Annotated in this window: 25 protein-coding genes and 1 tRNA gene; 14 read left to right on the forward strand and 12 right to left on the reverse strand. The window is 72.3% G+C overall.

Annotated elements, in window-relative coordinates; all coding sequences use genetic code 11:
- Positions 1–6: 6 nt before the first annotated feature.
- Together DRV84_RS15570 and DRV84_RS05625 are read left to right on the forward strand one after the other, a co-directional pair.
- Positions 7–150, forward strand: a complete 144-nt coding sequence (locus DRV84_RS15570; protein ID WP_158547750.1) for a hypothetical protein — start codon at positions 7–9, stop codon at positions 148–150.
- 64 nt (positions 151–214) lie between these two features.
- Positions 215–1,066, forward strand: coding sequence for an urea carboxylase-associated family protein (locus DRV84_RS05625; RefSeq protein ID WP_115978897.1), 852 nt, complete (start codon positions 215–217; stop codon positions 1,064–1,066).
- Positions 1,067–1,170: 104 nt separating this feature from the next.
- On the opposite strand, the gene DRV84_RS05630 is transcribed toward DRV84_RS05625, so the two are convergent.
- From DRV84_RS05630 to DRV84_RS05640, 3 genes are all read right to left on the reverse strand, one after another.
- Complete coding sequence (locus DRV84_RS05630) at positions 1,171–1,449, reverse strand: acylphosphatase (RefSeq protein ID WP_115978898.1); 279 nt, start codon at positions 1,447–1,449, stop codon at positions 1,171–1,173.
- 10 nt (positions 1,450–1,459) lie between these two features.
- The gene (locus tag DRV84_RS05635; protein WP_115978899.1) at positions 1,460–1,768 is read right to left on the reverse strand and encodes an H-NS histone family protein; all 309 of its coding nucleotides are present in this window, start codon (positions 1,766–1,768) and stop codon (positions 1,460–1,462) included.
- A 166-nt stretch (positions 1,769–1,934) separates the two neighbouring features.
- Positions 1,935–3,902, reverse strand: a complete 1,968-nt coding sequence (locus tag DRV84_RS05640; RefSeq protein WP_115978900.1) for a methylmalonyl-CoA mutase family protein — start codon at positions 3,900–3,902, stop codon at positions 1,935–1,937.
- Between the two features lie 149 nt (positions 3,903–4,051).
- Between DRV84_RS05640 and DRV84_RS05645 the strand changes: the two genes are divergently transcribed.
- The 3 genes from DRV84_RS05645 (at position 4,052) to DRV84_RS05655 (ending at position 7,093) form a co-directional block, all read left to right on the forward strand.
- A complete protein-coding gene (locus tag DRV84_RS05645) occupies positions 4,052–5,398 on the forward strand; it encodes a 1-acyl-sn-glycerol-3-phosphate acyltransferase (RefSeq protein ID WP_115978901.1) in 1,347 nt (448 codons plus the stop codon).
- A gap of 135 nt (positions 5,399–5,533) precedes the next feature.
- Positions 5,534–6,820, forward strand: coding sequence for a crotonyl-CoA carboxylase/reductase (ccrA, locus tag DRV84_RS05650; RefSeq protein ID WP_115978902.1), 1,287 nt, complete (start codon positions 5,534–5,536; stop codon positions 6,818–6,820).
- 42 nt (positions 6,821–6,862) lie between these two features.
- A complete protein-coding gene (locus DRV84_RS05655) occupies positions 6,863–7,093 on the forward strand; it encodes a hypothetical protein (RefSeq protein WP_158547752.1) in 231 nt (76 codons plus the stop codon).
- A gap of 69 nt (positions 7,094–7,162) precedes the next feature.
- Here DRV84_RS05655 and DRV84_RS05660 read toward each other — a convergent pair whose 3' ends face one another.
- Complete coding sequence (locus tag DRV84_RS05660; protein WP_115978904.1) at positions 7,163–7,861, reverse strand: outer membrane protein; 699 nt, start codon at positions 7,859–7,861, stop codon at positions 7,163–7,165.
- A gap of 191 nt (positions 7,862–8,052) precedes the next feature.
- Here DRV84_RS05660 and argS point away from each other — a divergent pair, with 191 nt between their 5' ends.
- The 6 genes from argS to DRV84_RS05690 all read left to right on the forward strand — a co-directional run bounded on the left by argS (position 8,053) and on the right by DRV84_RS05690 (position 13,682).
- A complete protein-coding gene (gene argS, locus DRV84_RS05665; RefSeq protein WP_115978905.1) occupies positions 8,053–9,798 on the forward strand; it encodes an arginine--tRNA ligase in 1,746 nt (581 codons plus the stop codon).
- A 79-nt stretch (positions 9,799–9,877) separates the two neighbouring features.
- Positions 9,878–10,879 carry an SPOR domain-containing protein gene (locus tag DRV84_RS05670; protein WP_115978906.1) on the forward strand — a complete coding sequence of 334 codons (1,002 nt, stop codon included), beginning with the start codon at positions 9,878–9,880 and terminating at the stop codon, positions 10,877–10,879.
- Complete coding sequence (gene nagZ / locus DRV84_RS05675) at positions 10,876–11,883, forward strand: beta-N-acetylhexosaminidase (RefSeq protein ID WP_115978907.1); 1,008 nt, start codon at positions 10,876–10,878, stop codon at positions 11,881–11,883. The genes DRV84_RS05670 and nagZ overlap by 4 nt, the downstream gene beginning before the upstream one ends.
- Positions 11,876–12,673 (forward strand): segregation and condensation protein A, encoded by a 798-nt coding sequence (locus tag DRV84_RS05680; RefSeq protein WP_115978908.1) that lies wholly within the window; start codon positions 11,876–11,878, stop codon positions 12,671–12,673. Before nagZ ends, DRV84_RS05680 begins: the two co-directional genes overlap by 8 nt.
- A 118-nt stretch (positions 12,674–12,791) precedes the next feature.
- Positions 12,792–13,412, forward strand: a complete 621-nt coding sequence (scpB, locus tag DRV84_RS05685; protein WP_239994994.1) for an SMC-Scp complex subunit ScpB — start codon at positions 12,792–12,794, stop codon at positions 13,410–13,412.
- A gap of 66 nt (positions 13,413–13,478) precedes the next feature.
- Positions 13,479–13,682 carry a hypothetical protein gene (locus tag DRV84_RS05690; RefSeq protein WP_115978910.1) on the forward strand — a complete coding sequence of 68 codons (204 nt, stop codon included), beginning with the start codon at positions 13,479–13,481 and terminating at the stop codon, positions 13,680–13,682.
- 16 nt (positions 13,683–13,698) lie between these two features.
- On the opposite strand, the gene DRV84_RS05695 is transcribed toward DRV84_RS05690, so the two are convergent.
- From DRV84_RS05695 to DRV84_RS05730, 8 genes are all read right to left on the reverse strand, one after another.
- Positions 13,699–14,775, reverse strand: coding sequence for a 2'-deoxycytidine 5'-triphosphate deaminase (locus tag DRV84_RS05695; protein WP_115978911.1), 1,077 nt, complete (start codon positions 14,773–14,775; stop codon positions 13,699–13,701).
- Positions 14,776–14,821: 46 nt separating this feature from the next.
- Positions 14,822–14,898: transfer RNA gene (locus tag DRV84_RS05700), tRNA-Pro, on the reverse strand.
- Between the two features lie 67 nt (positions 14,899–14,965).
- Positions 14,966–15,871: a MerR family transcriptional regulator gene (locus tag DRV84_RS05705; RefSeq protein ID WP_115978912.1), complete on the reverse strand. Its 906-nt coding sequence runs from the start codon at positions 15,869–15,871 to the stop codon at positions 14,966–14,968.
- 14 nt (positions 15,872–15,885) lie between these two features.
- Positions 15,886–16,185 (reverse strand): integration host factor subunit alpha, encoded by a 300-nt coding sequence (gene ihfA, locus DRV84_RS05710; protein ID WP_115978913.1) that lies wholly within the window; start codon positions 16,183–16,185, stop codon positions 15,886–15,888.
- A 101-nt stretch (positions 16,186–16,286) separates the two neighbouring features.
- Positions 16,287–17,258, reverse strand: coding sequence for a beta-ketoacyl-ACP synthase III (locus DRV84_RS05715; protein ID WP_115978914.1), 972 nt, complete (start codon positions 17,256–17,258; stop codon positions 16,287–16,289).
- Complete coding sequence (gene plsX / locus DRV84_RS05720; RefSeq protein WP_115978915.1) at positions 17,255–18,370, reverse strand: phosphate acyltransferase PlsX; 1,116 nt, start codon at positions 18,368–18,370, stop codon at positions 17,255–17,257. Before plsX ends, DRV84_RS05715 begins: the two co-directional genes overlap by 4 nt.
- 25 nt (positions 18,371–18,395) lie before the next feature.
- On the reverse strand, positions 18,396–18,602 hold the full coding sequence (gene rpmF, locus DRV84_RS05725) for a 50S ribosomal protein L32 (protein ID WP_115978916.1): 207 nt from the start codon (positions 18,600–18,602) through the stop codon (positions 18,396–18,398).
- Between the two features lie 160 nt (positions 18,603–18,762).
- Positions 18,763–19,326 (reverse strand): YceD family protein, encoded by a 564-nt coding sequence (locus tag DRV84_RS05730; RefSeq protein ID WP_115978917.1) that lies wholly within the window; start codon positions 19,324–19,326, stop codon positions 18,763–18,765.
- Positions 19,327–19,411: 85 nt separating this feature from the next.
- Between DRV84_RS05730 and DRV84_RS05735 the strand changes: the two genes are divergently transcribed.
- The 3 genes from DRV84_RS05735 (at position 19,412) to DRV84_RS05745 (ending at position 22,577) form a co-directional block, all read left to right on the forward strand.
- Positions 19,412–19,864, forward strand: coding sequence for an outer membrane protein assembly factor BamE (locus DRV84_RS05735; protein WP_115978918.1), 453 nt, complete (start codon positions 19,412–19,414; stop codon positions 19,862–19,864).
- A 73-nt stretch (positions 19,865–19,937) separates the two neighbouring features.
- On the forward strand, positions 19,938–20,687 hold the full coding sequence (locus DRV84_RS05740; RefSeq protein ID WP_115978919.1) for a GNAT family N-acetyltransferase: 750 nt from the start codon (positions 19,938–19,940) through the stop codon (positions 20,685–20,687).
- 42 nt (positions 20,688–20,729) lie between these two features.
- Complete coding sequence (locus tag DRV84_RS05745) at positions 20,730–22,577, forward strand: ABC-F family ATP-binding cassette domain-containing protein (RefSeq protein ID WP_115978920.1); 1,848 nt, start codon at positions 20,730–20,732, stop codon at positions 22,575–22,577.
- The last annotated feature ends 231 nt before the right edge of the window (positions 22,578–22,808 follow it).

The raw sequence follows: 22,808 nt of genomic DNA on the forward strand, positions 1-22,808 counted from the left end.
AGCCTGATGACCGACCATCGCCAAGCCCACGCCGACACCGCCGCCCGCGCGCTCCAGCTTCTGGAAGAGGCCTGGGCCTATTTCGAGAGCGCGCCGCGCCCCGTCGCCCCCGCCGTGCCCAGCGGCTACGACCTGCCGGACGCGGCCTGATCCGGGGCTTTTCCCCGGCGGCCGGCCGGGGCAGGGTGCGCGGGCCCGAGAAAGGAGCCCGCCCATGCCCCGACCGGCCCCCGCCGACGCCGAGGTGCGCCGCGCCGTCGCCCCCGTGATCGCCTATCCCGACGACAGCTTGCCCGCCCCCGACCTTCCTCTCTATCGCGCCGCCATGGCCGGGGCGCGCAAGGTGGACGAAGTCCGCATCCCCCCGCGCGAGGGGCGGTGTTTCCGCGTGCCGCGCGGCCAGCTCTTCCGCATCCTGAGCGTCGAGGGGCCGCAGGTGGGCGATCTGAACCTCTGGAACGCGGCCGACCTCTCCGAGCGGTTCTACTCCGGCAAGACGCGGGCGCTGCACGGAACGCATCTCACGGCGGGCGACCGGATGTGGAGCGCCTTTCCCCACCTCCGGCCGATGGCGACCATCGTGGAGGACACGCTCGACTGGTACGGCACGGATGCCTACGGCGGGCGGGTGCACGACGTGATCGGCACGCGCTGCGATCCCTACACGCACGCCCTCCTCTCCGAAGGGGGCGCCTATCACCACTGCTGCCACTCGAACCTGACGCGCGCGCTCGCCGCCGAGACGGGGCTTTCGCCGGCGGAGGCGGAGGGCCACGTGCACGACGTGCTCAACGTCTTCATGTGCACGGGCTTCACCCGCGAGACGGGGCAGTACTTCATGAAGGCGAGCCCGGTGCGGCCGGGCGATCACCTCGATTTCTTCGCCGAGATCGATCTGCTGGGCGCGCTCAGCGCCTGCCCGGGCGGCGACTGTTCGGCCGAGCATTCGAGCGACGCCGCCGCCTGTCACCCGCTCGTGGTGCAGGTCTTCGAACCGGCCGACGGTGCGCTCGCCGGCTGGACGCCGCCGGAGCGCAACGCCTACGACCGGAGCCACGGCGCCTGAGGTGAAAGGGCGCCGTGCGCCGGCGCTCGGCCGCGCAGGGCAGGCTTCGCAGGGGAGTGCGCCCTGCGCCCGCTCTGGGGGCCTGCGGGGCGCGTTGGCCCCTCTCAGCGCCGGATGGCGAAGCCGGAGAGGGCCGGGTCCGGCTCCGTCGGCGCGGCGTGCACGTCCGCGACGCGGGCGGCGGCCGGGCCCTCGCCGATACGGCGCAGCATCGCCTCGACCGCGTCCGCCGCGCCCTGAAGGTGGGCCTCCACGCTGCCGTCGTCGGCGTTGCGGACCCAGCCGGAAAGACCCAACCCCTCCGCCTCGGCCTGCGTCCAGGCGCGGAAGGAGACGCCCTGCACCCGGCCGGTCACGCGGACGGTGCGTGCGGTCTCCGCCATCGCGCCGCGCTCAGATCTCGAGCTTTTCGAGCGGCGTGCCGGCCTCGAGCGCCTCGATCACCCAGCGGGGCTTGCGGCCCTTGCCGGTCCAGGTCTGGTTGGGGTTGTTCGGGTTGCGGTAGCGCGGCACGCCTTTCGTGCGCTTGCCGCCCACGTCTTTCAGTTCATGCAGCGAAAAGCCGTAATTGCGCGCGACGTCCTCGGCGGCTTTCAGTGCCTCGGCCTTGCGCCGGGCTTCCCAGCTTTCGAGCGCGCGATCCACGGCGCTGCGCAGTTCCAGAAGTTCCTCGCGGGACATGTTTTCGAGGTCGGGTTTCATGTGTTGTCCTTTCCCGGATAGACGCGACTATTGCGTTCCCTGTCGCAGTCATGTGCGTCTTCGGCGGAAATATCAAGAGCCGCGCGCAATTCATTCGGAATTGCGCGCGGTCAATGCCGTCGGGTCATGATTGCGGGGCGGCCGCCGCCGCGGGCGATCGGCGGGATTATTGCGCGGCGACCGCCCCCGGATCGGCGAGCTCGATCACGTCCATCATGATGGCGTTCAGCTCGAAATCCTTCGGCGTATAGACCCGCGCCACGCCCATCGCGCGCAGGCGGCTGGCGTCTTCCTCGGGAATGATGCCGCCGACGATGACCGGAATGTCCTCGATCCCCTCGGCGCGCATCCGACGAAGCACATCTTCGACGAGCGGAATGTGACTCCCCGACAGGATGGAAAGGCCGATGACGTGTGGGCGCTCCTCTTGGGCGGTGCGCACGATTTCCTCCGGCGTGAGGCGGATGCCCGCGTAATCGATCTCCATCCCGCAATCGCGCGCGCGGAAGGCGATCTGTTCCGCGCCGTTGGAATGCCCGTCGAGGCCCGGCTTGCCGATCAGGAAGCGCAGTCGCCGGCCGAGCCGGTCGCTCGCCGCGTCCACCGCGTCGCGGATGGGCTCAAGGCCCTCGGTGCGGTTCGACGGGCTGGAGGAGACGCCGGTCGGCGCGCGATACTCGCCGAAGACCGCGCGCATCTCGGCGGCCCATTCGCCGGTGGTCACGCCGGCCTTCGCCGCGGCGATGGAGGGCGGCATGATGTTGCGCCCCTCGGCGGCGGCGGCGCGCAGCTCCGTCAGCGCAGTCCGGACGGCGTCCGGGTCGCGCGCTTCGCGCCACGCGGTCAGCCGGTCGATCTGGTCCTGTTCGACGGCCTCGTCCACGACCATGATGCCGCCGTCCTCGCCCATGAGCGGCGAGGGCTCGGCCTCCGTCCACTTGTTGACGCCGACGACTACCGTCTCGCCGCGCTCGATACGGCCCACGCGCTCGGCGTTGCTGTCCACGAGGCGCGCCTTCATGTGCTCGATCGCCGAGACCGCGCCGCCCATCGCGTCGATGGTGGCGAGCTCGTGGCGCGCGCCGTCCTTGAGCTCGGCGACCTTGGTCTCGACCGCGGGGTTCCGGTCGAAGAGATCCTCGTATTCGAGAAGGTCGGTCTCGTAGGCGAGGATCTGCTGCATCCGCAGCGACCACTGCTGATCCCAGGGCCGGGGCAGGCCGAGCGCCTCGTTCCAGGCGGGCAATTGCACCGCGCGCGCGCGCGCGTTCTTGGAGAGCGTCACGGCGAGCATCTCGATCAGGATGCGGTAGACGTTGTTCTCGGGCTGCTGTTCGGTCAGGCCGAGGGAGTTGACCTGCACGCCGTAGCGGAAACGGCGCAGCTTCGGATCCTCGACGCCGTAGCGCTCGCGGCAGATCTCGTCCCAGAGTTCGGTGAAGGCGCGCATCTTGCAGAGTTCGGTGACGAAGCGGATGCCCGCGTTCACGAAGAAGGAAATGCGCCCGACGAGGACGGGAAAATCCTCCTCCGGGACCTTGCCGCGCAGATCGTCGAGCACCGCGGTCGCCGTGGCCAGCGCGAAGGCGAGTTCCTGTTCCGGCGTCGCGCCGGCCTCCTGCAGGTGGTAGGAGCAGACGTTCATCGGATTCCATTTCGGAATCTCGCGGTAGCAGTAGGCGGCGACGTCGGTGATGAGCCGGAGCGAGGGTTTCGGCGGGCACATGTACGTCCCGCGCGAGAGGTATTCCTTGATGATGTCGTTCTGCACCGTCCCCTGCAATTTGGACGTGTCCGCGCCCTGTTCTTCTGCAACCGCGACATAGAGCGCGAGCAGCCAGGGGGCCGTCGCGTTGATCGTCATCGAGGTGTTCATCTGGTCGAGCGGAATCTCGGCGAAGAGCGTGCGCATGTCGCCGAGATGCGCGACCGGCACGCCGACCTTGCCGACCTCGCCGCGGGCGAGGACATGGTCGCTGTCGTAGCCGGTCTGCGTGGGCAGGTCGAAGGCCACCGAAAGGCCGGTCTGCCCCTTGGCGAGATTCTTCCGGTAAAGGGCGTTCGACGCCTCGGCGGTCGAATGGCCCGCATACGTCCGCATCAGCCAGGGGCGGTCCTTCGTCGTCTCGGTCATCTCTCGGGCCTCGCTCTCGGGGTGGGCAAGAATGTTGCGCTGTCCGGCATCTACTTGAAACGATCTGCCCGGTCAATTCGCTGCATCGCGGCGTGCCCGGGGCGCGTCTTTCGCTTGCCCGCGGCGCGGGCGATTGCGACAGTCCGCGCATGACGGGTTCGGTCACTCTGCCGCTCTGGCTTTTCCTGCTGATCCTCGCCTTCGCCGCGGTGACCTTCGCGTCGCATTTCCTGTTTCCCTCCGTGCGCTGGTTCTTCCGCCGCCGGCTGGAGCGCGCGGTCGCGCAGCTCAACGAACGGCTGGAGCGGCCGATCCGCCCCTTCAAGCTCGCCGAGCGGCACGACACGATCCAGCGGCTGATCTACGACCCGGAGGTGAGCCGCGCCATCGTCGCCACCGCCGAGGCCGAGGGCGTGCCGGAGAACGTCGCCTTCGAGCGGGCGCGGCGCTACGCGCGCGAGATCGTGCCGGCCTTCTCCGCCTCGCTCTACTTCGGCCTCGCCATCCGCCTCGCGCGGTGGCTCTCGGGGACGCTCTACGCCGTGCGCGTGGAGCGGGCGGAGGTGACCTCGGCGATCGACCCGGAGGCGACGGTGGTCTTCGTGATGAACCACCGCAGCAACATGGACTACGTGCTGCTGACGCATATCGTCGCGGGGACCACGCCGCTCGCCTACGCGGTGGGGGAGTGGGCGCGCATCTGGCCGGTCTCGCGGCTGATCCGGGCGCTCGGCGGCTACTTCATCCGCCGGCGGGAGGGCGACATGCTCTATCGCCGGGTGCTCGCGGTCTACGTGCGCCTCGCCACCGAGGGCGGCGTGACGCAGGCGATCTACCCCGAGGGCGGGCTGAGCCTGACCGGCGCGCTGCGCCCGCCGAAGGTCGGCCTTCTGAAGTACATCGCCGAGGCGGAGACCGGGGGGCGCGACGTCGTCTTCGTGCCCGTGGGGCTGAACTACGACCGGGTGTTGGAGGATCGCCTCCTCGTACGCGCGGCGGAGACGGCAACGCGGCGCTTCCGCGCGCGGCCGCATGTGATCGCGGGCTTTATCCTGCGCCAGCTCTGGCTCAAGTTGCGTGGGCGGCACCGCCGCTTCGGCGAGGCCGCGGTGCGCTTCGGCACGCCGGTCTCGCTCGCCGGGGTCCGGGCCGGGGGCTCCGCGGCGCCCGAGGCGCTGGCCGAGGCGCTGATGAGCCGGATCGCCGACGCGGTGCCGGCGGTGCCCGTGCCGCTCGTCGCGCATCTCCTGCTCACGGAGGGGCCGCTCACGCGCGCCGAGCTCGGGGCGCGCGCCCGCGCGCTCGCCGCCGGCTGGGCGGAGGAGGCGGCCGGGGAGGCGGCGCTCGATCAGGCGCTGGGCCAGCTGCGCGCGCGCCGGATCGTCGTCGCGCGGGAGGGGCGCCTCGCCCCCGCGCCGGGGCAGGCGCCGCTCCTGGCCTATTACGCGCGCTCGCTCGCGCATCGGCTCGCCCCGGATGCTGCGGCTGCGCAATGATTTCTGCGCGTGCTCGGTCATAAAGTTTCACCACCCTCGCGCGGACGGTTGCAATGTTGCGCGCCGCTCGCTAAGCCCGACCCGCCGGGCGCGATTCCGCGGCGCGGCGCGAGGATAAGGCGAGGATGGTCCCCCATGGCTCTTGATTCCGACACCGGCATCGCCCCCTACGAGGCGCCGGAAAAGGACCTCTACGAGATGGGCGAGATGCCGCCCCTCGGCTACGTTCCGCCGAAGATGCACGCCTGGGTCCTGCGCGAGGAGCGCCACGGCGACCCCGACCAGGCCCTGCAGAAGGAGGTCGTGGACACCCCCGAGATCGACAGCAACGAGGTGCTTGTCCTCGTGATGGCCGCGGGCGTCAACTACAACGGCGTGTGGGCCTGCCTCGGCCAGCCGGCGAGCGTCTTCCGCGGCCACAAGGCGCCCTACGCCATCATCGGCTCCGACGCGGCGGGCATCGTCTGGAAGGTGGGGGACAAGGTCACCCGCTGGAAGGTCGGCGACGAGGTGGTCGTCCACTGCAATCAGGACGACGGCGACGACGAGGAGTGCAACGGCGGCGACCCGATGCTCTCACCGAGCCAGCGCATCTGGGGCTACGAGAGCCCCGACGGCTCCTTCGCGCAGTTCACCCGCGTGCAGGCGCAGCAGCTCATGCCGCGGCCGAAGCACCTGACCTGGGAGGAGTCGGGCTGCTTCACGCTGACGCTCGCCACGGCCTATCGCATGCTCTTCGGCCACGAGCCGCACGAGCTGAAGCCGGGGCAGAACGTGCTCGTCTGGGGCGCCTCGGGCGGGCTCGGCTCCTTCGCGATCCAGCTCATCAACACCGCCGGCGCCAACGCGATCGGCGTGATCTCGGACGAGGACAAGCGCGACTTCGTCATGGGCCTCGGCGCGAAGGGCGTCCTCAACCGCAAGGACTTCAACTGCTGGGGCCGCCTGCCGGAGGTGAACACCCCCGAGTACAAGGAATGGTTCGCCGAGGTGCGCCGCTTCGGCAAGGCGATCTGGGAGATCACCGGCAAGGGCGTGAACGTCGACATGGTCTTCGAGCACCCGGGCGAGGCGACCTTCCCGGTCTCGACCTTCGTCGTGAAGCGCGGCGGCATGGTGGTGATCTGCGCCGGCACCACCGGCTACAACTGCACCTTCGACGTGCGCCACATGTGGAGCCACCAGAAGCGGCTTCAGGGCAGCCACTTCGCCAACCTCAAGCAGGCGAGCGCGGCCAACAAGCTGATGCTCGAGCGCCGGCTCGACCCCACCATGTCCGAGGTCTTTCCGTGGGACGACCTGCCGGCGGCGCACATGAAGATGCTGCGCAACGAGCACAAGCCCGGCAACATGGCGGTCCTCGTGCAAGCGCCGCGCACCGGGCTGCGCACCTTCGAGGACGCGCTCGACGCCCGCGGCTGACGGTGCGCGGGCCGCGCACCGGATATGCCGGTGCGCGGCGACGTGATAGGCTCCCCGGCGAGGATCGTCGCCGCAGTCACGCCGGGGGACGCCATGCAGCACGACTGGATACCCGAGGTTCTGGAGGACCTGAGGGCCTACGCGCGCGAGAACGGTTTGCCGCGCCTCGCCGAGGAACTCGACAGCGTCCGCCTCTTCGCCCTCGCCGAGATCGCTTCGCGCTTCGAGCCGCCGCCCGACACCGGCGGTCATCAGACCCGGGGGCCGCGCTGACCTCGGGCATGCTCGCGGAAAGCCCCGCCGCGCTGGAACGCGGCGGGGCCGGACGCGTGCCGGACCGGCTCAGAAGCGGCGTTCGACCCCGACCGTGACGGTGGTCATGTCGAAGTCGGCCTCCGGCGCGAAATCGGCCCAGTCGACGTCCTCCTCGCCGTAGTCCGTGTAGGCGATCTCGCCCCGCACGGCCCAGCTGTCGTTAAGCATGGTCTGGGCGCCGATCCCGGCCGTCCAGCCGTTGAGGGAGACGTCGTCGTCTTCATAGGAGGTGGAGCCGCTGACGCCACTGACTTCCGCGGTTCCGAAGGCGAAACCGGCGGCGCCGTACACCAGAACGTTGTCGAAGGTGCGGCCGACCCGGCCGCGCAGGGCGCCGAAGGTTTCGATCGTGGCCTCGGCGCTCTGCAAATCTGAACCGGCAATGTCGTCGGTATCGCCGGAAATATCCGCGCCGTTATAGGCGACGTCCACGCCGAAGACCATCGGGCCGTTCTGGATGTCGTAGCCGCCGTAGATCCCGGCGAAGCCGCCGTCGATGTCGAAATCCTCGCTCGCGTCGGCGGCGAACGTCAGATCCGCGGTCCCGCTCGCCGCGCCGATCTGCGCGCCGAGGAACGGGCCGGCCCAGGGGGTCGCGGGCGGCGCGGGCGCGATCACCTCGGGCTCCGGAGCGGGCGCGGGCTTCGGCGACCCGGCGAGCGCCGTGCTGCCGAGCAGGCAGGCTGTCGCGAGCGTGAGCGGGATATGGGCGAGCTGTCTGGTCATGGTGACCCCTTTCGCTCTTTTTTAGCTCGAAAGCTGTGAAAAGATGCTGAAAGATTGGGCGTCACCCCCGCAGGCCGTCAACCATGCGTGTCGAAGACGGCGCATGCGTCGCCTGTCTGCAACAGGGGTGGGCGTCTTGACGACCCGCCCGCCTCTGATAGACCCCCGCGCAGCTTGCAGCGGGGAGCGCGATGAACCTCTTTTCGGAGATGCACGGAACCGTCGCCGCGGCGCTCGACGCGCTGGTCGCGGACGGCACGCTGCCGGCGGGTCTCGACACCGCCGCCGTCACGGTCGAGCCGCCGCGCGATCCCGCCCACGGCGACATGGCGACCAACGCGGCGATGGTGCTCGCCAAGCCCGCGGGGCTGAAGCCGCGCGCGATCGCCGAGGCGCTCGCCGACAGGCTCGCCGCCGATCCCCGCGTGGCCACGGCCGAGGTGGCGGGGCCGGGCTTCATCAACCTGCGCCTCGATCCGTCCGCCTGGCACGGCGTGCTCGCCGCGGCGCTGGGCGAGGGGCGCGATTTCGGCCGCTCGGCGCTGGGGCAGGGGCTGAAGGTGGACGTCGAATACGTCTCCGCCAACCCGACGGGGCCGCTGCACGTGGGCCACACCCGCGGCGCGGTCTTCGGCGACGCGCTGGCGCGCCTGCTGGACTTCGCCGGCTACGACGTCACGCGCGAATACTACATCAACGACGGCGGCGCGCAGGTCGACGTGCTCGCCCGCTCCGTCTACCTGCGCTACCTTGAGGCGCACGGGCAGGAGGTCGCCTTCGAGGACGGCACCTATCCCGGCGACTACCTCGTGCCCGTGGGCGAGGCGCTGAAGGCCGAGGTGGGCGACGCCTACGTCGGCCGCCCCGAGGCCGAGTGGCTCGCGCCGGTGCGCGCCTTCGCCACCGACGCGATGATGGCGCTCATCCGCGACGACCTGAAGGCGCTCGGCGTCGAGATGGACGTCTTCTTCTCCGAGAAGTCGCTCTACGGCACCGGCCGGATCGAGGCGGCGCTCGACAGCCTGCGCGAAAAGGGCCTCCTCTACGAGGGCGTGCTGGAGCCGCCCAAGGGCAAGACCCCCGAGGACTGGGAGCCGCGCGAGCAGACGCTCTTCCGCTCGACCGACTACGGCGACGACGTGGACCGCCCGGTGATGAAATCGGACGGAAGCTGGACCTATTTCGCCCCCGACATCGCCTATCACTACGACAAGGTGGAGCGCGGCTTCGACTGGCTGATCGACGTCTTCGGCGCCGACCACGGCGGCTACGTCAAGCGGATGAAGGCCGCGGTCGCCGCGCTCTCGCAGGACGCGGTGCCGCTCGACGTGAAGCTCATGCAGCTCGTCAAGCTCTACAAGGGCGGCGAACCCTTCAAGATGTCCAAGCGCGCGGGCACCTTCGTGACGCTGCGTGACGTGGTCGACGAGGTGGGCCCGGACGTGACCCGCTTCGTCATGCTCACCCGCAAGAACGACGCGCCGCTCGATTTCGACTTCGACAAGGTGCTGGAGCAATCGAAGGACAATCCCGTCTTCTACGTGCAATACGCCCATGCGCGCGTCTGCTCGCTCCTGCGCAAGGCGGAGGCGGCGGGGCTGCCGGCCTCGGACGCGGCGCTGCGGGGCGCCGATCTCTCGGCGCTCGGGCACGAGGCGGAGCTCGCGCTCGCCCGGAAGATCGCCGAGTGGCCGCGCCTCGTCGAGATCGCGGGCCGAAGCTGCGAGCCGCACCGCGTCGCCTTCTACCTCTACGACCTGGCGAGCGAGCTGCACGCGCTCTGGAACCGCGGCCACGACGAGCCGGCGCTGCGCTTCCTGCAGGAGGATGACCCCGCGGGCAGCACCGCGCGCCTCGCGCTCGCCCGCGCCTCCGCCGTTGTCATTTCCGCAGGTCTTGGTATCCTCGGCGTCACCCCGGCGGAAGAGATGCGCTGAGATCGCACGCCCGCCGGCGGATCGGGCAAGAGCAGTCGGACCCGGCCCCATGGGGCGCCGGGCGGAAACGAGGCGGGACATGACGGATATCGACCCGGACGCGGCCGCACGGCGGCCCTCACTTTCGCGCATGACGCAGATCGCGGCGGCGACCGTGTCGCTCGCGCTGATCGCGGGCATCTCGGTCTGGGGCTACCGGCTGATCGAGCGCGACGTGCACGGCGTGCCCGTGGTGCAGGCGGCCGAGGGCGCCGCGCGCATCCAGCCCGAGGCGCCCGGCGGGCGCCCGGCGGCGCATCAGGGCCTCGCGGTGAACGAGGTCGCCGGCGCCGGCACCGCCGCGCCGCCGCCCGCGCAGGTGCGCCTCGCCGCCGCGCCGGTCACCCTGACCGAGGAGGACCTGCCGCAGGGCGCGCTCGCCGCGCGCGCGAAGGAGGCTCCGGCGGCGACAGACGACGCGGCGCCCGCATCCGCCGGCGCGCTGCGCGCGCTCGCCGATCAGATCGCAGGGGCCGACGCGCCCGCCCTGTCGCTCGACGCGATCGAGGAGGTCTCGGCCCCGGCAGGGCGGACCGAGGCCGGGACGGCCGCCGCCTCCGTGCCCGCGGTGCCCGACACGACCGCGGCACTGGCCGAGGCCATGGCGATGGACGCCGAGAGCGCCGCCGCGCCGGGCGGCGCCAAGACGATCGCCGCGCGCTCCGGCGTGCCCGCGCGGTCGCTTCGCCCGACGGTGCGGCCCGCGGTGCTGCGCGTCGCCGCCCGCGGCGCCGAGGTGCCGGCGCCAGCCGCGCGCCCCGTCCCCGAGGCGGATCCCGAGAGCCTGCCCGCCGGCACGCGCCTCGTGCAGCTCGGCGCCTTCGAGAGCGCCGAGGTCGCGCGCAGCGAATGGGAGCGCCTCGACGGCCGCTTCGCGGCCTATCTCGGCGGCAAGACGCGCGTCGTGCAGCGCGCCGAGAGCGGCGGGCGCACCTTCTGGCGGCTGCGCGCGATGGGCTTCGAGGGCCTCGCCGACGCGCGCCGCTTCTGCGCCGCGCTCACCGCCGAGGGGGCGGACTGCATCCCCGTCGTCACCCGGTGAGCGCACCCGCGGCGGCGATCCTCGGCTGCGCCGGGCCGCGCCTGACGGAGCGCGAGCGCCGCTTCTTCCGCGAGGCCGATCCGTGGGGCTTCATCCTCTTCGCGCGCAACTGCGAAAGCGCGGGGCAGATCACCGCGCTCGTCGCGGAGCTGCGCGCGGCGGTGGGGCGCGACGCGCCCGTCCTGATCGACCAGGAGGGCGGGCGCGTGGCGCGGCTGCCGCGGGACGCGGGCCGCGCCTGGGCGCCGCCGCTCGAGGCCGTGGCGCGCGCCGGCGACCGGGCCGCGGAGATGCTGCGCCTGCGCGCCCGGATCATCGCGCACGAGCTCGCCGCGCTCGGCATCGACGTGAACTGCGCGCCGCTCGCCGATATCGCCACGCCGACCACGCATCCGGTGCTGCGCGACCGCTGCTATGGCGCGACGCCGGGCGCGGTGGCGGCGCGCGCCCGCGCGGTGGCCGAGGGGCTGCTGGCGGGCGGGGTGCTGCCCGTCCTGAAGCACATCCCCGGCCACGGCCGCGCCACCGCCGACAGCCACCGCGCCCTGCCGCGGGTCGGGGCGGCGGCGGCCGACCTGCGGCTCACCGATTTCGCGCCCTTCGCGGCGCTCGCCGACCTGCCGCTCGGGATGACGGCGCATGTGGTCTATACCGCGCTCGACGACCGCCCCGTGACGATCTCGCCCGCGATGATCCGCCTGATCCGCGACGAACTCGGATTCGCGGGGCTCCTGATGACCGACGACATCTCGATGCAGGCCCTCTCGGGCGGTGGGGCCGCGCGCGCCGCGGCGGCGCGCGCGGCGGGCTGCGACGTGGTTCTGCACTGCAACGGCGACGCGGAAGAGATGGCCGCCGTCGTCGCGGCGGCGGGGTCGCTCACGTCGGCGGCGGCGGCGCGCGCGGCGGCCGCGCTCGCCCGCCGGGGCGCGGGCGAGGCGGTTGACATCGCCGCACTTCAGGCCAAGCATGACGCCCTTCTGAGCGTGACGGGCCATGACTGAGACGGGAGCCGAGACCCCTGCGACGGACGGCGTCGCCGCGCGCCTCGCCGCCGAGGCGCTGATCGTGGACGTCGACGGCTTCGAGGGGCCGCTCGACGTGCTGCTCACGCTCTCGCGCAGCCAGAAGGTGGACCTGCGCCGGGTCTCTATCCTGCAACTCGCCGAACAGTACCTCGCCTTCGTCGAGGAGGCGCGCGCGCTCCGGATCGAGCTCGCCGCCGATTACCTCGTGATGGCGGCCTGGCTCGCTTTCCTGAAATCGCGCCTCCTGTTGCCGCCGGAACCGGAGGAGGAGGGGCCCTCGGGCGACGAGATGGCGGCCTATCTCGCCTTTCAGCTCGAGCGCCTGCAGGCGATGCGCGACGCCGCCGCGCGGCTCATGGCGCGCGACCGGCTGGGGCGCGACGTCTTCGCGCGCGGCCTGCCCGAGCGGGTCGAGCGCGTCCGGCGCCTGCGCTACGACGCGTCGCTTCTCGACCTGATGCACGCCTATGCCCGCGTGCGCACCCGCGACGAGTTCCGCCCCTGGGCCTTCGACCGGCAGGCGGTCTTCACCATGGAGGAGGCGCTCGAGCGGATGCGCGGCATGATCGGCTTCGCCGGCACCTGGACCGACATCGCCGCCTATCTGCCCGAGGAGTGGCGCGCCGACCCGGCGCGCCGCCGCTCGGCCACCGCCGCGACCTTCGCCGCGACGCTGGAACTCGCCCGGGAAGGCCGGCTCGAGATCCGGCAGTCGGAGACCTTCGCGCCGATCGAGGTGCGCCGGCGGGAGCGCCCGGATGGCTGAGGGCGAGGACGAAAAGGGGGCGCTGCCCCCGTCGCCCGTTCCGGGCGACTCCCCCGGGATATTTGAGCCAAGAAGAAGCGCCGCGGAGGAGGAGGGCAGCCTGTTCGGCGCGCCGCCGATGGCCGAGCAGGAGCGCATGGTGGAGGCGATGCTCTTCGCCTCGGCCGAGCCGCTGACGGCGCGGGCGATGGGCGCGCGCATGCCGCAGGGCTCGGACCCGGCGGAGGCGGTGCAGCATCTGCGCCGGCGCTACGCGGGCCGCGGCGTGCAGGTGGTGCGCGTCGGCGAGGCCTGGGCGATCCGCACGGCGCCGGATCTCGGCTTCCTGATGCAGACGGAGGTGGAGGAGACGCGCAAGCTGTCGCGCGCGGCGACGGAGACGCTGGCGATCATCGCCTATCACCAGCCCGTCACCCGGGCCGAGATCGAGGAGATTCGCGGCGTTTCGCTCAGCCGGGGCACGATCGATCAGCTGCTGGATCTGGACTGGATCCGCTTCGGGCGGCGGCGGGCGACTCCGGGGCGGCCCGTGACCTTCGTGGTGACGGAGGCCTTTCTCGACCACTTCGGACTGGAGAGCGCGCGCGACCTGCCGGGGCTCGCCGAGCTGCGGGCGGCGGGGCTTCTCGACAGCCGGCCCGGCGTGGCGCCGGGGCAGGGCGAGGCTGACGAGGACGCGGCGGAGGGCGACGCGGACGGAGACGCGGGCGGCGACCAGTCGGACCTTTTCGAGGGGTGATGCCCTGAAATCTCCATTTTCGGCGCCTAGGTTCTGACTGACGAGTGACCTTCGGGGGATCGCGGGATGAACGCCAATCGCATCGTGCAGATGGTGCTCCGCCAGGTGATGCGCCGGCTGATCGGGCGCGGCATAAACGCCGGGATCGACCGGGCGACGCGCGGCCGGCGCGGGGACAACGCCGCGCAGGGGCCGCCGCCGGGCGGGCGCGACCGCGCGCGCAAGACGAAGAAGGCGCTGCGCCTCGCCCGGCGTTTCGGGCGCTTCTGAGGGCCGCGGCGCGCGCTCAGGCGCGGAAGTGCTTGGAGAGCTTCAGGCCCTGGCCCTGGTAGTTGGAGGCGAGGCCGGCGCCGTAAAGCTGATCCGGGCGCGCCGCCATGCGCTCGTAGACGAGCCGGCCGACGGTCTGGCCGTGCTCCAGCACGAAGGGCGCCTCGTGGCAGCGCACCTCGAGGACGCCGCGCGCGCCGGCGCCGCCCGCGGCCGCATGGCCGAAGCCCGGGTCGAAGAAGCCGGCGTAATGCACGCGGAACTCGCCCACCATGGCGAGATAGGGCGCCATCTCGGCGGCGTAGTCGGGCGGGATGTGCACCGCCTCGCGGCTGACGAGGATGTAGAAGGCGCCGGGGTCGAGGATAAGCCGCCCGTCGCGCGCCGTGAGCGGCTCCCAGAAGTCGGCGGGGGCGTAGTGGCCGATCCGGTCGAGGTCGATGAGCCCGGTGTGCGGCTTCGCGCGCCAGCCGACGAGGCCGCCGTCGCGCGGCGCGAGGTCCACGGAGAAGCCGAGGCCGCCGTCGATCACCGCCGGGCCGCCGGCGACGAGGCCCTCGCGCGCGTGGAGCGCGGCGAGCTCGGCGTCGCTCAGCACCGCGTCGCCGCGGCGGAAGCGGATCTGGTTCAGCCGCTGGCCCGGGCGCACCAGCACGGAGAAGGAGCGCGGGCAGATCTCGGCGTAGAGCGGGCCGGCGTAGCCGGGCGCGACGCGGTCGAACTCGGTGCCGTGGTCGGTGACCACCCGGGTCAGGAGGTCCAGCCGGCCCGTCGAGCTCTTGGCGTTGGTCACGGCCGCGACGTCGTCGGGGAGGGCGAGGGCCTCCGCGATCTCGGCGAGGTAGACGCAGCCCTTCTCCAGCACCGCGCCTGAGGTGAGGTCGATCTCGTGCATGGCGAGATCGTCGAGACGCTCGGCCACGCGGTGCCCGGCGCCCGCGAGGAAGGAGGCGCGCAGCCGCCAGACGCGGCGCCCGAGGCGCAGGTCGAGGCTCGCCGGCTGGATCTGGCCCTCGGCGAGCGGGGTGGCGGCGCGCACGGCGCCGGCCTCGGTCAGCGCCGCGATTTCCTGTGACGGCAGGGCACCGGTCATGGGCGGTTGTCCGAAACGGGGGTGACGCGGTGGGGGGCGGCGGAGATGGTCGGGCTAGCAGGACTTGAACCTGCGACCTTCCGTCCCCCAGACGGACGCGCTACCAGACTGCGCCATAGCCCGAACACCGCGCGTTCTACCTGTTTTGCGCGCGAGGGCAAGGAGGAATTCGCGGCTGTCGCGCGGGGTGTCATGGGTGGCGCTGCGCCGGGGGCGCCCGGCGGGCGTGCAGCGCCGCGAGCGCGGCGAGATGCGGCTGCAGCGCCCGCGCCGCGTCGGGATGCAGATGCCGCAGCGCCGCGAGCGTGGCGAGCGGGCCGGGGGCGGCCTCCGCCGCGTCGTCCTCCGGGTCGGGCGGCACGTCCGCCGCGAAGGCGGTGGGGCGGGCCGGCGCATGCACGGGCGCGGCCGGCGGCGCGGGGCGCGCGGCGGCAGGGGGATCGGCGGGCTCCGCGAAGAGCTCGGCCTGCTGCGGCGGCGCGTCGGCGGCCGGCGGCGGCGGTTGGTCGTCCGGTGCCTCGGCAGGCGCCTCGGTGGCGGGGGCCGTGGTGCCGGTCGTCTCGGGCGCTTCGTCCGCGGAGGCTGGTGCGTCGGTGCCGTCGAGCGCCGCGTCCGGCGGAGGGGGAGCCTCGGCGGTCGGCGCGCCGGGCGCCTGCTCGGGCGTGGTGTCCGCGGTTTCGCTGTCGGCCGCGACCGCCTCTGCCTCGTCCGCGTCCGCACCAGCAGAGGCCGACGCGGCCTCCGCAGGTCCGCGCGCGGCGAAGGGCAGGATCTCGGCGCCCGGGGTCTCGGGCGTGGCCTCGATCGCCTCCTCCCCGTCGATCGGCGGCGACAGGGTGGCGACGTGGCGCACGCCCTGCTCGCGCAGGATCTTCTGCACGCCCTTGATGGTCATGCCCTCGTCGTGCAGCAGCCGCTTGATGCCGCCGATGAGCGCCATGTCCGACGGCCGGTAATAGCGACGTCCGCCGGCGCGCTTGACCGGCTTGATCTGCGGAAACTTGCTTTCCCAGAAGCGCAGCACATGCGCCGGCGTGTCCAGCCAGGCGGCGACCTCGCTGATCGTGCGGAAGGCGTCGGGCGACTTCTCGGCCATGGGCGGGCCGGCGCTCAGCGCCGGTTGCCTGCCGCCACCCGCTCCTTCATCAGGTGGGAGGGGCGGAAGGTCAGCACGCGGCGGGGGTGGATCGGCACCTCCTCGCCCGTCTTGGGGTTGCGCCCGACGCGCGCGGCCTTCTGGCGGACGCTGAAGGTGCCGAAGGACGAGATCTTCACCTGTTCATCCTCAACCAGCGCGTCGGACATGTGCTCGAGCACGCTTTCGACGAGCTCGGCGGATTCGTTGCGCGACAGGCCCACTTCGCGGAACACCGCCTCGCTGAGGTCCATGCGCGTCAGCGTCTTTCCCATGCCTTCCCCCCCCGGTTCATTGCGCGGGACTTTAGAGGGCGCGGAAAATCCCTGTCAACGCCGGGAGTTGCAGAGCGCGCCGGGGCGGCGGTGGTGCGCCGTCACCAGCGGAGCACCACTGCGCCCCAGGCGAGGCCGCCGCCGATCGCCTCGGTCACGACGAGATCGCCGGGCCGGATCTGCCCGCGCTCCACGCCGACCGAGAGCGCGAGCGGGATCGAGGCGGCCGAGGTGTTGCCGTGGTCCTGAACGGTGACCACCACGTTGTCCATCGGCATCTGCATCTTCTTCGCGGTGCCCTGAATGATGCGGATGTTGGCCTGATGCGGGACGATCCAGTTCACGTCGGCGCTGGTGATGCCGGCCTTGTCCATCGCGCTCTGCGCGGTGGCGGCGAGCTTGTCGATGGCGTGGCGGAAGACCTCGCGCCCCTCCATGCGCAGGTGGCCCACCCGCTCCGTCGAGACGCCGCCGTCGACGTAGAGGATGTCCTTGTGCCGCCCGTCGGAGTGCAGATCGGTGGCGAGGATGCCGCGATCCGCTGCGGTGCCGGCGCCCTCGCCCGCCTCGAGAAGGAGCGCGCCCGCCCCGTCGCCGAAGAGGACGCAGGTCCCGCGGTCCGACCAGTCCATCAGCTTCGAGAAGGTCTCGGAGCCGATCACGAGGATGCGCTCCGCCTGACCCGAGGCGATCAGCGCCGACGCGTTGGCGAGCGCGAAGACGAAGCCCGCGCAGACCGCCTGAATGTCGAAGGCGAAGCCGCGCGTCATGCCGAGCTCGGCCTGCACCATGGTCGCCGCGGAGGGAAAGGTCAGGTCCGCGGTGGAGGTGGCGAGAATGATCGCGTCCACCTCGTCGGGCGCGCGGCCGGCGGCGGCGAGCGCGGCGCGGGCGGCCTGCGTGCCCATGGTCGAGGTCGTCTCGCCCTCGGTGGCGAAATGGCGCCGCTCGATGCCGGAGCGCGCGCGGATCCATTCGTCCGAGGTGTCGAGGAACGATTCGAAGTGGCTGTTCTCGACGACCCGGTCGGGCAGGTAGTGCCCGACGCCCGTGACGATGGCGCGGCGTGTCATGCGTGTGTCCCGTTCTTCGGCCCGGCCGGCGGCGCGGGCGCGGTCTCCGTCGCCCCCGCGATGCGCTGCGCGAGGCGCTCGGAAAAGCCCGACTGCGCGAGCTGGAAGGCGAGCTTCACCGCCGCCGAGACGCCGGTCGCATCCGCCGCGCCGTGGGATTTCACCACCGTGCCGTTCAGCCCGAGAAAGACGCCGCCGTTGACGCGCCGGGGATCGATCCGCTTCTGCAGGCGCCGGAGCGAGGTGTAGGCGAGGAGCGAGGCCAGCCGCGACAGCGGCGTGTAGGCGAAGGCCTCCCGCAAGAGATCGCCCACGAGCTTCGCGGTGCCCTCGCCGGTCTTGATCGCGATGTTGCCGGTGAAGCCGTCGGTCACGATCACGTCGGCCCGGTCGCCGGGGATGTCGCCGCCCTCGACGAAGCCGACGAAATCGTAGTGCGCGTCCCCGGCATGCGCGGCGATGAGCGTGTGCGCGGCGTGAAGCTCGGCGCGGCCCTTGTGCTCCTCGGTGCCGACGTTCAGCAGGCCGATCCGCGGGCGGGCGAGGTCGAGCCCGTTGCGCGCGTAGGAGGCGCCCATCAGCGCGTATTGCAGGAGATCCTGCGCGTCGGCGCGGATGTCGGCGCCCACGTCCAGCATCACGTTGAAGCCCTGCGGGTTGCGCGAGGGCCAGAGCACGGCGATGGCGGGGCGGCTGACGCCGGGCAGCTTGCGCAGCCGCACCATCGAGAGCGCCATGAGCGCGCCCGTGTTGCCGCAGCTCACGCAGACCGTCGCCTCGCCGTCGCGCACCGATTCGAGGGCCGACCACATGGAGGTGCCCTGCCCGTGGCGCATCACCTGGCTCGGCTTGTCGGTCATCTGCACGACGCCGCTCGCGTCGCGCAGCTCCACCCGGTCGCGGAGTGCGCGCTTCTTGGCGACGAGCCGCGCGAGCTCGTCCTGCGGGCCGTGCAGGAGGAAGCGGATATCGGGGTTCTTGCGCGCCGAGCGGTCGAGGCCGGCGACGACGGCGGCCGGGCCAAGGTCGCCGCCCATCGCGTCGACGCTTATGACCGTGCCCGCACGGGCAGGGACGGCGGACCCAGCATCGCGATCCTCAGGGATGGTCATGCGTGGGGCCCGTGCCGTGCGTGCCTCAGGCGGCGTCCTCGTCCAGATCGACCTCTTCGACCATCTCCACCACATCGCGCTCGGCGTAGTGGCCGCAGGACGCGCAGACGTGGTGCGGGCGCTTGAGTTCGCCGCAGTTGGGGCACTCGTTGGCATTGGCGCCGGAGAGGGCGTCATGCGCCCGCCGCTTGTTGCGGCGCGCCTTGGACACTTTGTTCTGTTGAACGGCCATGATCGGACCTCGGTTCGTTTCGGGGGCGGCCCGCCGCGCCGCGGCGCGGGCGTGCGGCGTTGCGCGGCACATAGGCGGGATGATCCCGCGAGGGCAAGCCCGAATTGGGATGAGCGGCGGAAAATACAGCCATTCCGTCGCGACGCAACCGCTTTTCGGCTCAGTCGTCGTCCTCCAGCCGGGCGCGCAGCGCGGCGAGGCCGGCGAAGGGCTTGGTCTCTTCCTCCGCGATCGGCGCAGCGCCCGGCGGCGTCGCGGCCTGTTCGCCGAGGGCGGCGCCCTCGGCGCGGGGGAAGTCCGGGATCGCGAGCGAGAGCGCCTCGGCCATCACCGCGGCGAGGTCCACCACCTCGGGCGCGGGCTCGGCGGTGTCGTCCTCGGGCATCTCGATTTCCGTGCCGGGGGCGGGCTCCTGCCAGTCGGCGAGGTAGCGGCGTATCACCGGCACGTCGATGCGGGTCGTCACCGGCTCGAGCGTGACCGCGCAGGGCTGCACGACGGTCGCGCCGAGCTCGCCCTCGAGGCGCCAGTCGCCCCGGCCCTCCGGGTGCAGCCGCCCCTCGAAGCGCAGCTTGGGCAGCTTGGCGAGGCCGAGCTCCTCGGCGAGCGCGTGCCGCGTCTCCGCGTCGGGCTGGAGCGCGAAGGCCGTGGGCGCGCTGCCGGGCAGGACGGAAAGCCGGAGCCGGTCGCTCCGGGCGTTGGGGCTGTCGCTCTGGCGGGCCATGCGGGCCGGGGTCCTTTCTTGAACGGCGCGTTGCCTCCATGTAAGCGGGACGCACCGGTTTGAAAACCAGAGCGCGGGGATCGCGATGCGGAAGACGACAGGCGGTCGGACATGGCTGACGCTCCTCGCGGGGGCGGCCATCCTCGCGGGCTGCTCCGCGCAATATCGCGATCACGGCTACGTGCCCCCGGCGGAGGACCTCGCCGAGATCGAGGTGGGCGATACCCGCGAGAGCGTGCGCGAGACGATCGGCGCGCCCACGACCTCCGCGCTCGCCGACGAGAGCGGCTATTACTACGTCTCCAGCCGCATGCGGCATTTCGCGTGGCGCGCGCCCGAGGAAGTCTCGCGCGAGATCGTGGCGGTCAGCTTCAGCGATGCGGGAACCGTCACGAACGTGGAGCGCTACGGCCTCGAGGACGGCGTCGCGGTGCCGCTCGAGCGGCGCGTGACCGAGTCGGGCGGGTCGCGCGGCGTGCTGCGTCAGCTCCTCAGCCGCCTCGGCGGCTTCTCGCCCGGTACCTTCCTCGAGGAGTGAGACGGACCTCTCCGGCGCTTGTGCGCGTTACAGGGTGGCCTTACCCTGAGGCACAGGCAGAGGGCGCCGCCACATGCAGGCCATGGAGAAGGGACGGTATCGCGTGCGGCCGGCCGAGACGGCGGCCGACCTCGACGCCGCGCAGCGCCTGCGTCACCGCGCCTTCGCCGCCGATCGCCCCGACGCCGCGCCCGGGGGGCGCGACGCCGACCCCTTCGATGACCGCTGCACCCATGCCCTGGTGGAGGAGATCGCCACCGGGCGCCTCGTCTGCTGCTTCCGGCTGCTGCCGCTCGCCGACGGCGCGCGCATCGGCGAGAGCTATGCGGCGCAATACTACGAGCTGTCGCCGCTCGCCGACTTCGGCGGGCCGATCGTGGAGATGGGGCGCTTTTGCGTCGATCCCGCGACGCGCGACCCGGACATCCTGCGCATCGCCTGGGCGGCGCTCACGCGGCACGTGGACGCCACCGGCGTGAAGCTCCTCTTCGGCTGCGCCTCCTTCAAGGGGACCGACGCGGCGGCCTATCTCGACGCCTTCGCCATGCTGAAGGAGCGCCACCTCGGCCCCAAGCGCTGGCGCCCGCGGGTGAAGGCGCCCGACGTCTTCCGCTTCGCCGCGCGGCTGCGGCGGCGCCCGGACGCGCGGCTCGCCATGCGGCGGATGCCGCCGCTCCTGAAGAGTTACCTGATGATGGGCGGCTGGGTGAGCGATCACGCGGTGGTCGACGCCGAGATGGACACGCTCCATGTCTTCACCGGCGTCGAGGTGGGCGCGATCCCGCCGGCGCGCAAGCGGCTCCTGCGGGCGGTGGCGGAGTGAGCGGGCGTTGACGCCGCGCCGCGATCCGCTTAGCTCGCGCCCATGTCCGCACCGCTCCTACAGCTTTCCGGGGTCGAGCTCGGCTTCGGCGGCACGCCGCTTTTCCAGGGCGTGGACCTGACCGTGCAGCCGGGCGACCGGCTCGCCCTCGTGGGGCGCAACGGATCGGGCAAGTCCACGCTGATGAAGATCATGGCCGGGCTGACCGAGCCCGACGCCGGCCGGCGGACCCTGCCGCAGGGCGTCGTCGCGGGCTACCTCGAGCAAGAGCCGCGGATGGAGGGCGCCGCGACCCTCGGCGACTACGCGGCCCACGGCCTCGCTCCGGAGGAGCGCTGGCGCGTCGAACAGGCGGCCGAGGGGCTCGACGTGGCGCTCGACCGTGAGGTGGCGGCGGCCTCGGGCGGGGAGCGGCGGCGCGCCGCGCTCGCCAAGGTGCTCGCCGACGCGCCCGAGCTCCTGCTGCTCGACGAGCCGACCAACCACCTCGACATCGCCGCGATCCGCTGGCTCGAGGGGCGGCTGAAGAGCTGGAAGGGCGCGGTCGTTCTGATCAGCCACGACCGGGCGTTCCTGACCGCGCTGTCGCGCGGGGTGCTCTGGCTCGACCGGGGCCTCGTGCGCCGCGCCGAGATCGGCTTCGACCGCTTCGAGGCCTGGCGCGAGAAGGTCTGGGAGGAGGAGGATCAGGCGCTGCACAAGATGGATCGCAAGATCCGCGCCGAGGCGCACTGGGCGGTCGAGGGGATCAGCGCCCGGCGCAAGCGCAATCAGGGTCGCCTGCGCGCGCTGAAGGCGATGCGCGCCGAGCGCGCCGCGATGATCGGGCGCGAGGGCACGGCGGCCATGGCGCTCGAATCGGGGCCGAAGTCCGGCCGCCTCGTGATCGAGGCCGAGGGCATCTCCAAGGTCTACGGCGACCGCACGATCCTGCGGCCCTTTTCCCTGCGCGTGCTGCGGGGCGACCGGGTGGCCTTCGTCGGCCCCAACGGCGCGGGCAAGACGACGCTTCTCAAGATGCTGATGGGCGAGGTCGCGCCCGATACCGGCCACGTCCGCCACGGCACGAACCTCGTGCCGGCGGTCTTCGATCAGGCGCGCGCGCAGCTCGACCCGGACGCCTCGCTCTGGGAGAACCTGACCGGCGATCCGGCGCTCCGCGTCAGCGGCGAGGCCGATCAGCTCATGGTGCGCGGCACGCCGCGCCACGTCGTCGGCTATCTCAAGGATTTCCTCTTCGACGACGCGCAGGCCCGCGCGCCGGTGCGCTCGCTCTCGGGCGGGGAGCGGGCGCGGCTCCTCCTCGCGCGGCTCATGGCGCGGGAGAGCAACCTCCTCGTGCTCGACGAGCCGACCAACGACCTCGACATCGAGACGCTCGACCTGTTGCAGGAGTTGCTCGACGGCTACGAGGGCACGGTGCTGCTGGTCAGCCACGACCGCGATTTCCTCGACCGGGTGGCCACCACCACCGTCGCGCTCGAGGGCGAGGGCCGCGCGACCGTCTACGCCGGCGGCTGGAGCGATTTCGTCTCGCAGCGCGGCGGCGATCCGTTTTCCGCGGCATCCTCAAAGGCGTCGGAGGCGAAGTCCACGCAGCGCGCGAAGAGCGGCGGCACCGGGGGCGGGGCGGCCGCGAAACAGGACGGCGCCGCGGCGGCGACGCGCCTCAGCTTCACCGAGAAACACCGGCTGGAGGCCCTCCCGGACGAGATCGCGCGCCTCGAGGCGGAGATCGCTAAGCTCGAGACGCTGCTCGCCGATCCGGAGCTCTACACGCGCGAGCCGGTGAAGTTCCGCAAGGCGACCGAGGCGCTCGCCGAACGCCAGGAGAAGCTCTCCGCCGCCGAGGAGGAATGGCTCACCCTCGCCGAAAAGGCGGAGGCCTGAGGCGGCCCGGCGGCCCTCGGCAGGCGCTGGTGTCCGGCCGCGCCGCGTCGGGGCCGCTTGCCGTCATCGAGAGCGGGGCACGGCTGCGCGGCTTCGGACGTCGTGCTCGGGAAAGGCTTTCTTCCCCGGCCCATGGCGCGCCCCTTCAGCCGAACCGCCCCTGAAACGCGCAGACCCTCCGTCCGCTTCGTGAGAGGTCGCGCGCGCCCTCCGGCCCCGAGGCCGCGCGCC

Source organism: Rhodosalinus sediminis (genome assembly GCF_003385555.1).
In the GTDB taxonomy this organism is placed as follows: Bacteria; Pseudomonadota; Alphaproteobacteria; order Rhodobacterales; family Rhodobacteraceae; genus Rhodosalinus; species Rhodosalinus sediminis.

Bases quoted from the DNA above. Each gene is read 5' to 3' on its own strand.
- DRV84_RS15570 (WP_158547750.1), top strand. From the start codon at position 7: ATGACCGACCATCGCCAAGCCCACGCCGACACCGCCGCCCGCGCGCTC.
- DRV84_RS05625 (WP_115978897.1), top strand. From the start codon at position 215: ATGCCCCGACCGGCCCCCGCCGACGCCGAGGTGCGCCGCGCCGTCGCC.
- DRV84_RS05630 (WP_115978898.1), bottom strand. From the start codon at position 1,449: ATGGCGGAGACCGCACGCACCGTCCGCGTGACCGGCCGGGTGCAGGGC.
- DRV84_RS05635 (WP_115978899.1), bottom strand. From the start codon at position 1,768: ATGAAACCCGACCTCGAAAACATGTCCCGCGAGGAACTTCTGGAACTG.
- DRV84_RS05640 (WP_115978900.1), bottom strand. From the start codon at position 3,902: ATGACCGAGACGACGAAGGACCGCCCCTGGCTGATGCGGACGTATGCG.
- DRV84_RS05645 (WP_115978901.1), top strand. From the start codon at position 4,052: ATGACGGGTTCGGTCACTCTGCCGCTCTGGCTTTTCCTGCTGATCCTC.
- ccrA (WP_115978902.1), top strand. From the start codon at position 5,534: ATGGCTCTTGATTCCGACACCGGCATCGCCCCCTACGAGGCGCCGGAA.
- DRV84_RS05660 (WP_115978904.1), bottom strand. From the start codon at position 7,861: ATGACCAGACAGCTCGCCCATATCCCGCTCACGCTCGCGACAGCCTGC.
- argS (WP_115978905.1), top strand. From the start codon at position 8,053: ATGAACCTCTTTTCGGAGATGCACGGAACCGTCGCCGCGGCGCTCGAC.
- DRV84_RS05670 (WP_115978906.1), top strand. From the start codon at position 9,878: ATGACGGATATCGACCCGGACGCGGCCGCACGGCGGCCCTCACTTTCG.
- DRV84_RS05680 (WP_115978908.1), top strand. From the start codon at position 11,876: ATGACTGAGACGGGAGCCGAGACCCCTGCGACGGACGGCGTCGCCGCG.
- scpB (WP_239994994.1), top strand. From the start codon at position 12,792: ATGGCCGAGCAGGAGCGCATGGTGGAGGCGATGCTCTTCGCCTCGGCC.
- DRV84_RS05690 (WP_115978910.1), top strand. From the start codon at position 13,479: ATGAACGCCAATCGCATCGTGCAGATGGTGCTCCGCCAGGTGATGCGC.
- DRV84_RS05695 (WP_115978911.1), bottom strand. From the start codon at position 14,775: ATGACCGGTGCCCTGCCGTCACAGGAAATCGCGGCGCTGACCGAGGCC.
- DRV84_RS05705 (WP_115978912.1), bottom strand. From the start codon at position 15,871: ATGGCCGAGAAGTCGCCCGACGCCTTCCGCACGATCAGCGAGGTCGCC.
- ihfA (WP_115978913.1), bottom strand. From the start codon at position 16,185: ATGGGAAAGACGCTGACGCGCATGGACCTCAGCGAGGCGGTGTTCCGC.
- DRV84_RS05715 (WP_115978914.1), bottom strand. From the start codon at position 17,258: ATGACACGCCGCGCCATCGTCACGGGCGTCGGGCACTACCTGCCCGAC.
- plsX (WP_115978915.1), bottom strand. From the start codon at position 18,370: ATGACCATCCCTGAGGATCGCGATGCTGGGTCCGCCGTCCCTGCCCGT.
- rpmF (WP_115978916.1), bottom strand. From the start codon at position 18,602: ATGGCCGTTCAACAGAACAAAGTGTCCAAGGCGCGCCGCAACAAGCGG.
- DRV84_RS05730 (WP_115978917.1), bottom strand. From the start codon at position 19,326: ATGGCCCGCCAGAGCGACAGCCCCAACGCCCGGAGCGACCGGCTCCGG.
- DRV84_RS05735 (WP_115978918.1), top strand. From the start codon at position 19,412: ATGCGGAAGACGACAGGCGGTCGGACATGGCTGACGCTCCTCGCGGGG.
- DRV84_RS05740 (WP_115978919.1), top strand. From the start codon at position 19,938: ATGCAGGCCATGGAGAAGGGACGGTATCGCGTGCGGCCGGCCGAGACG.
- DRV84_RS05745 (WP_115978920.1), top strand. From the start codon at position 20,730: ATGTCCGCACCGCTCCTACAGCTTTCCGGGGTCGAGCTCGGCTTCGGC.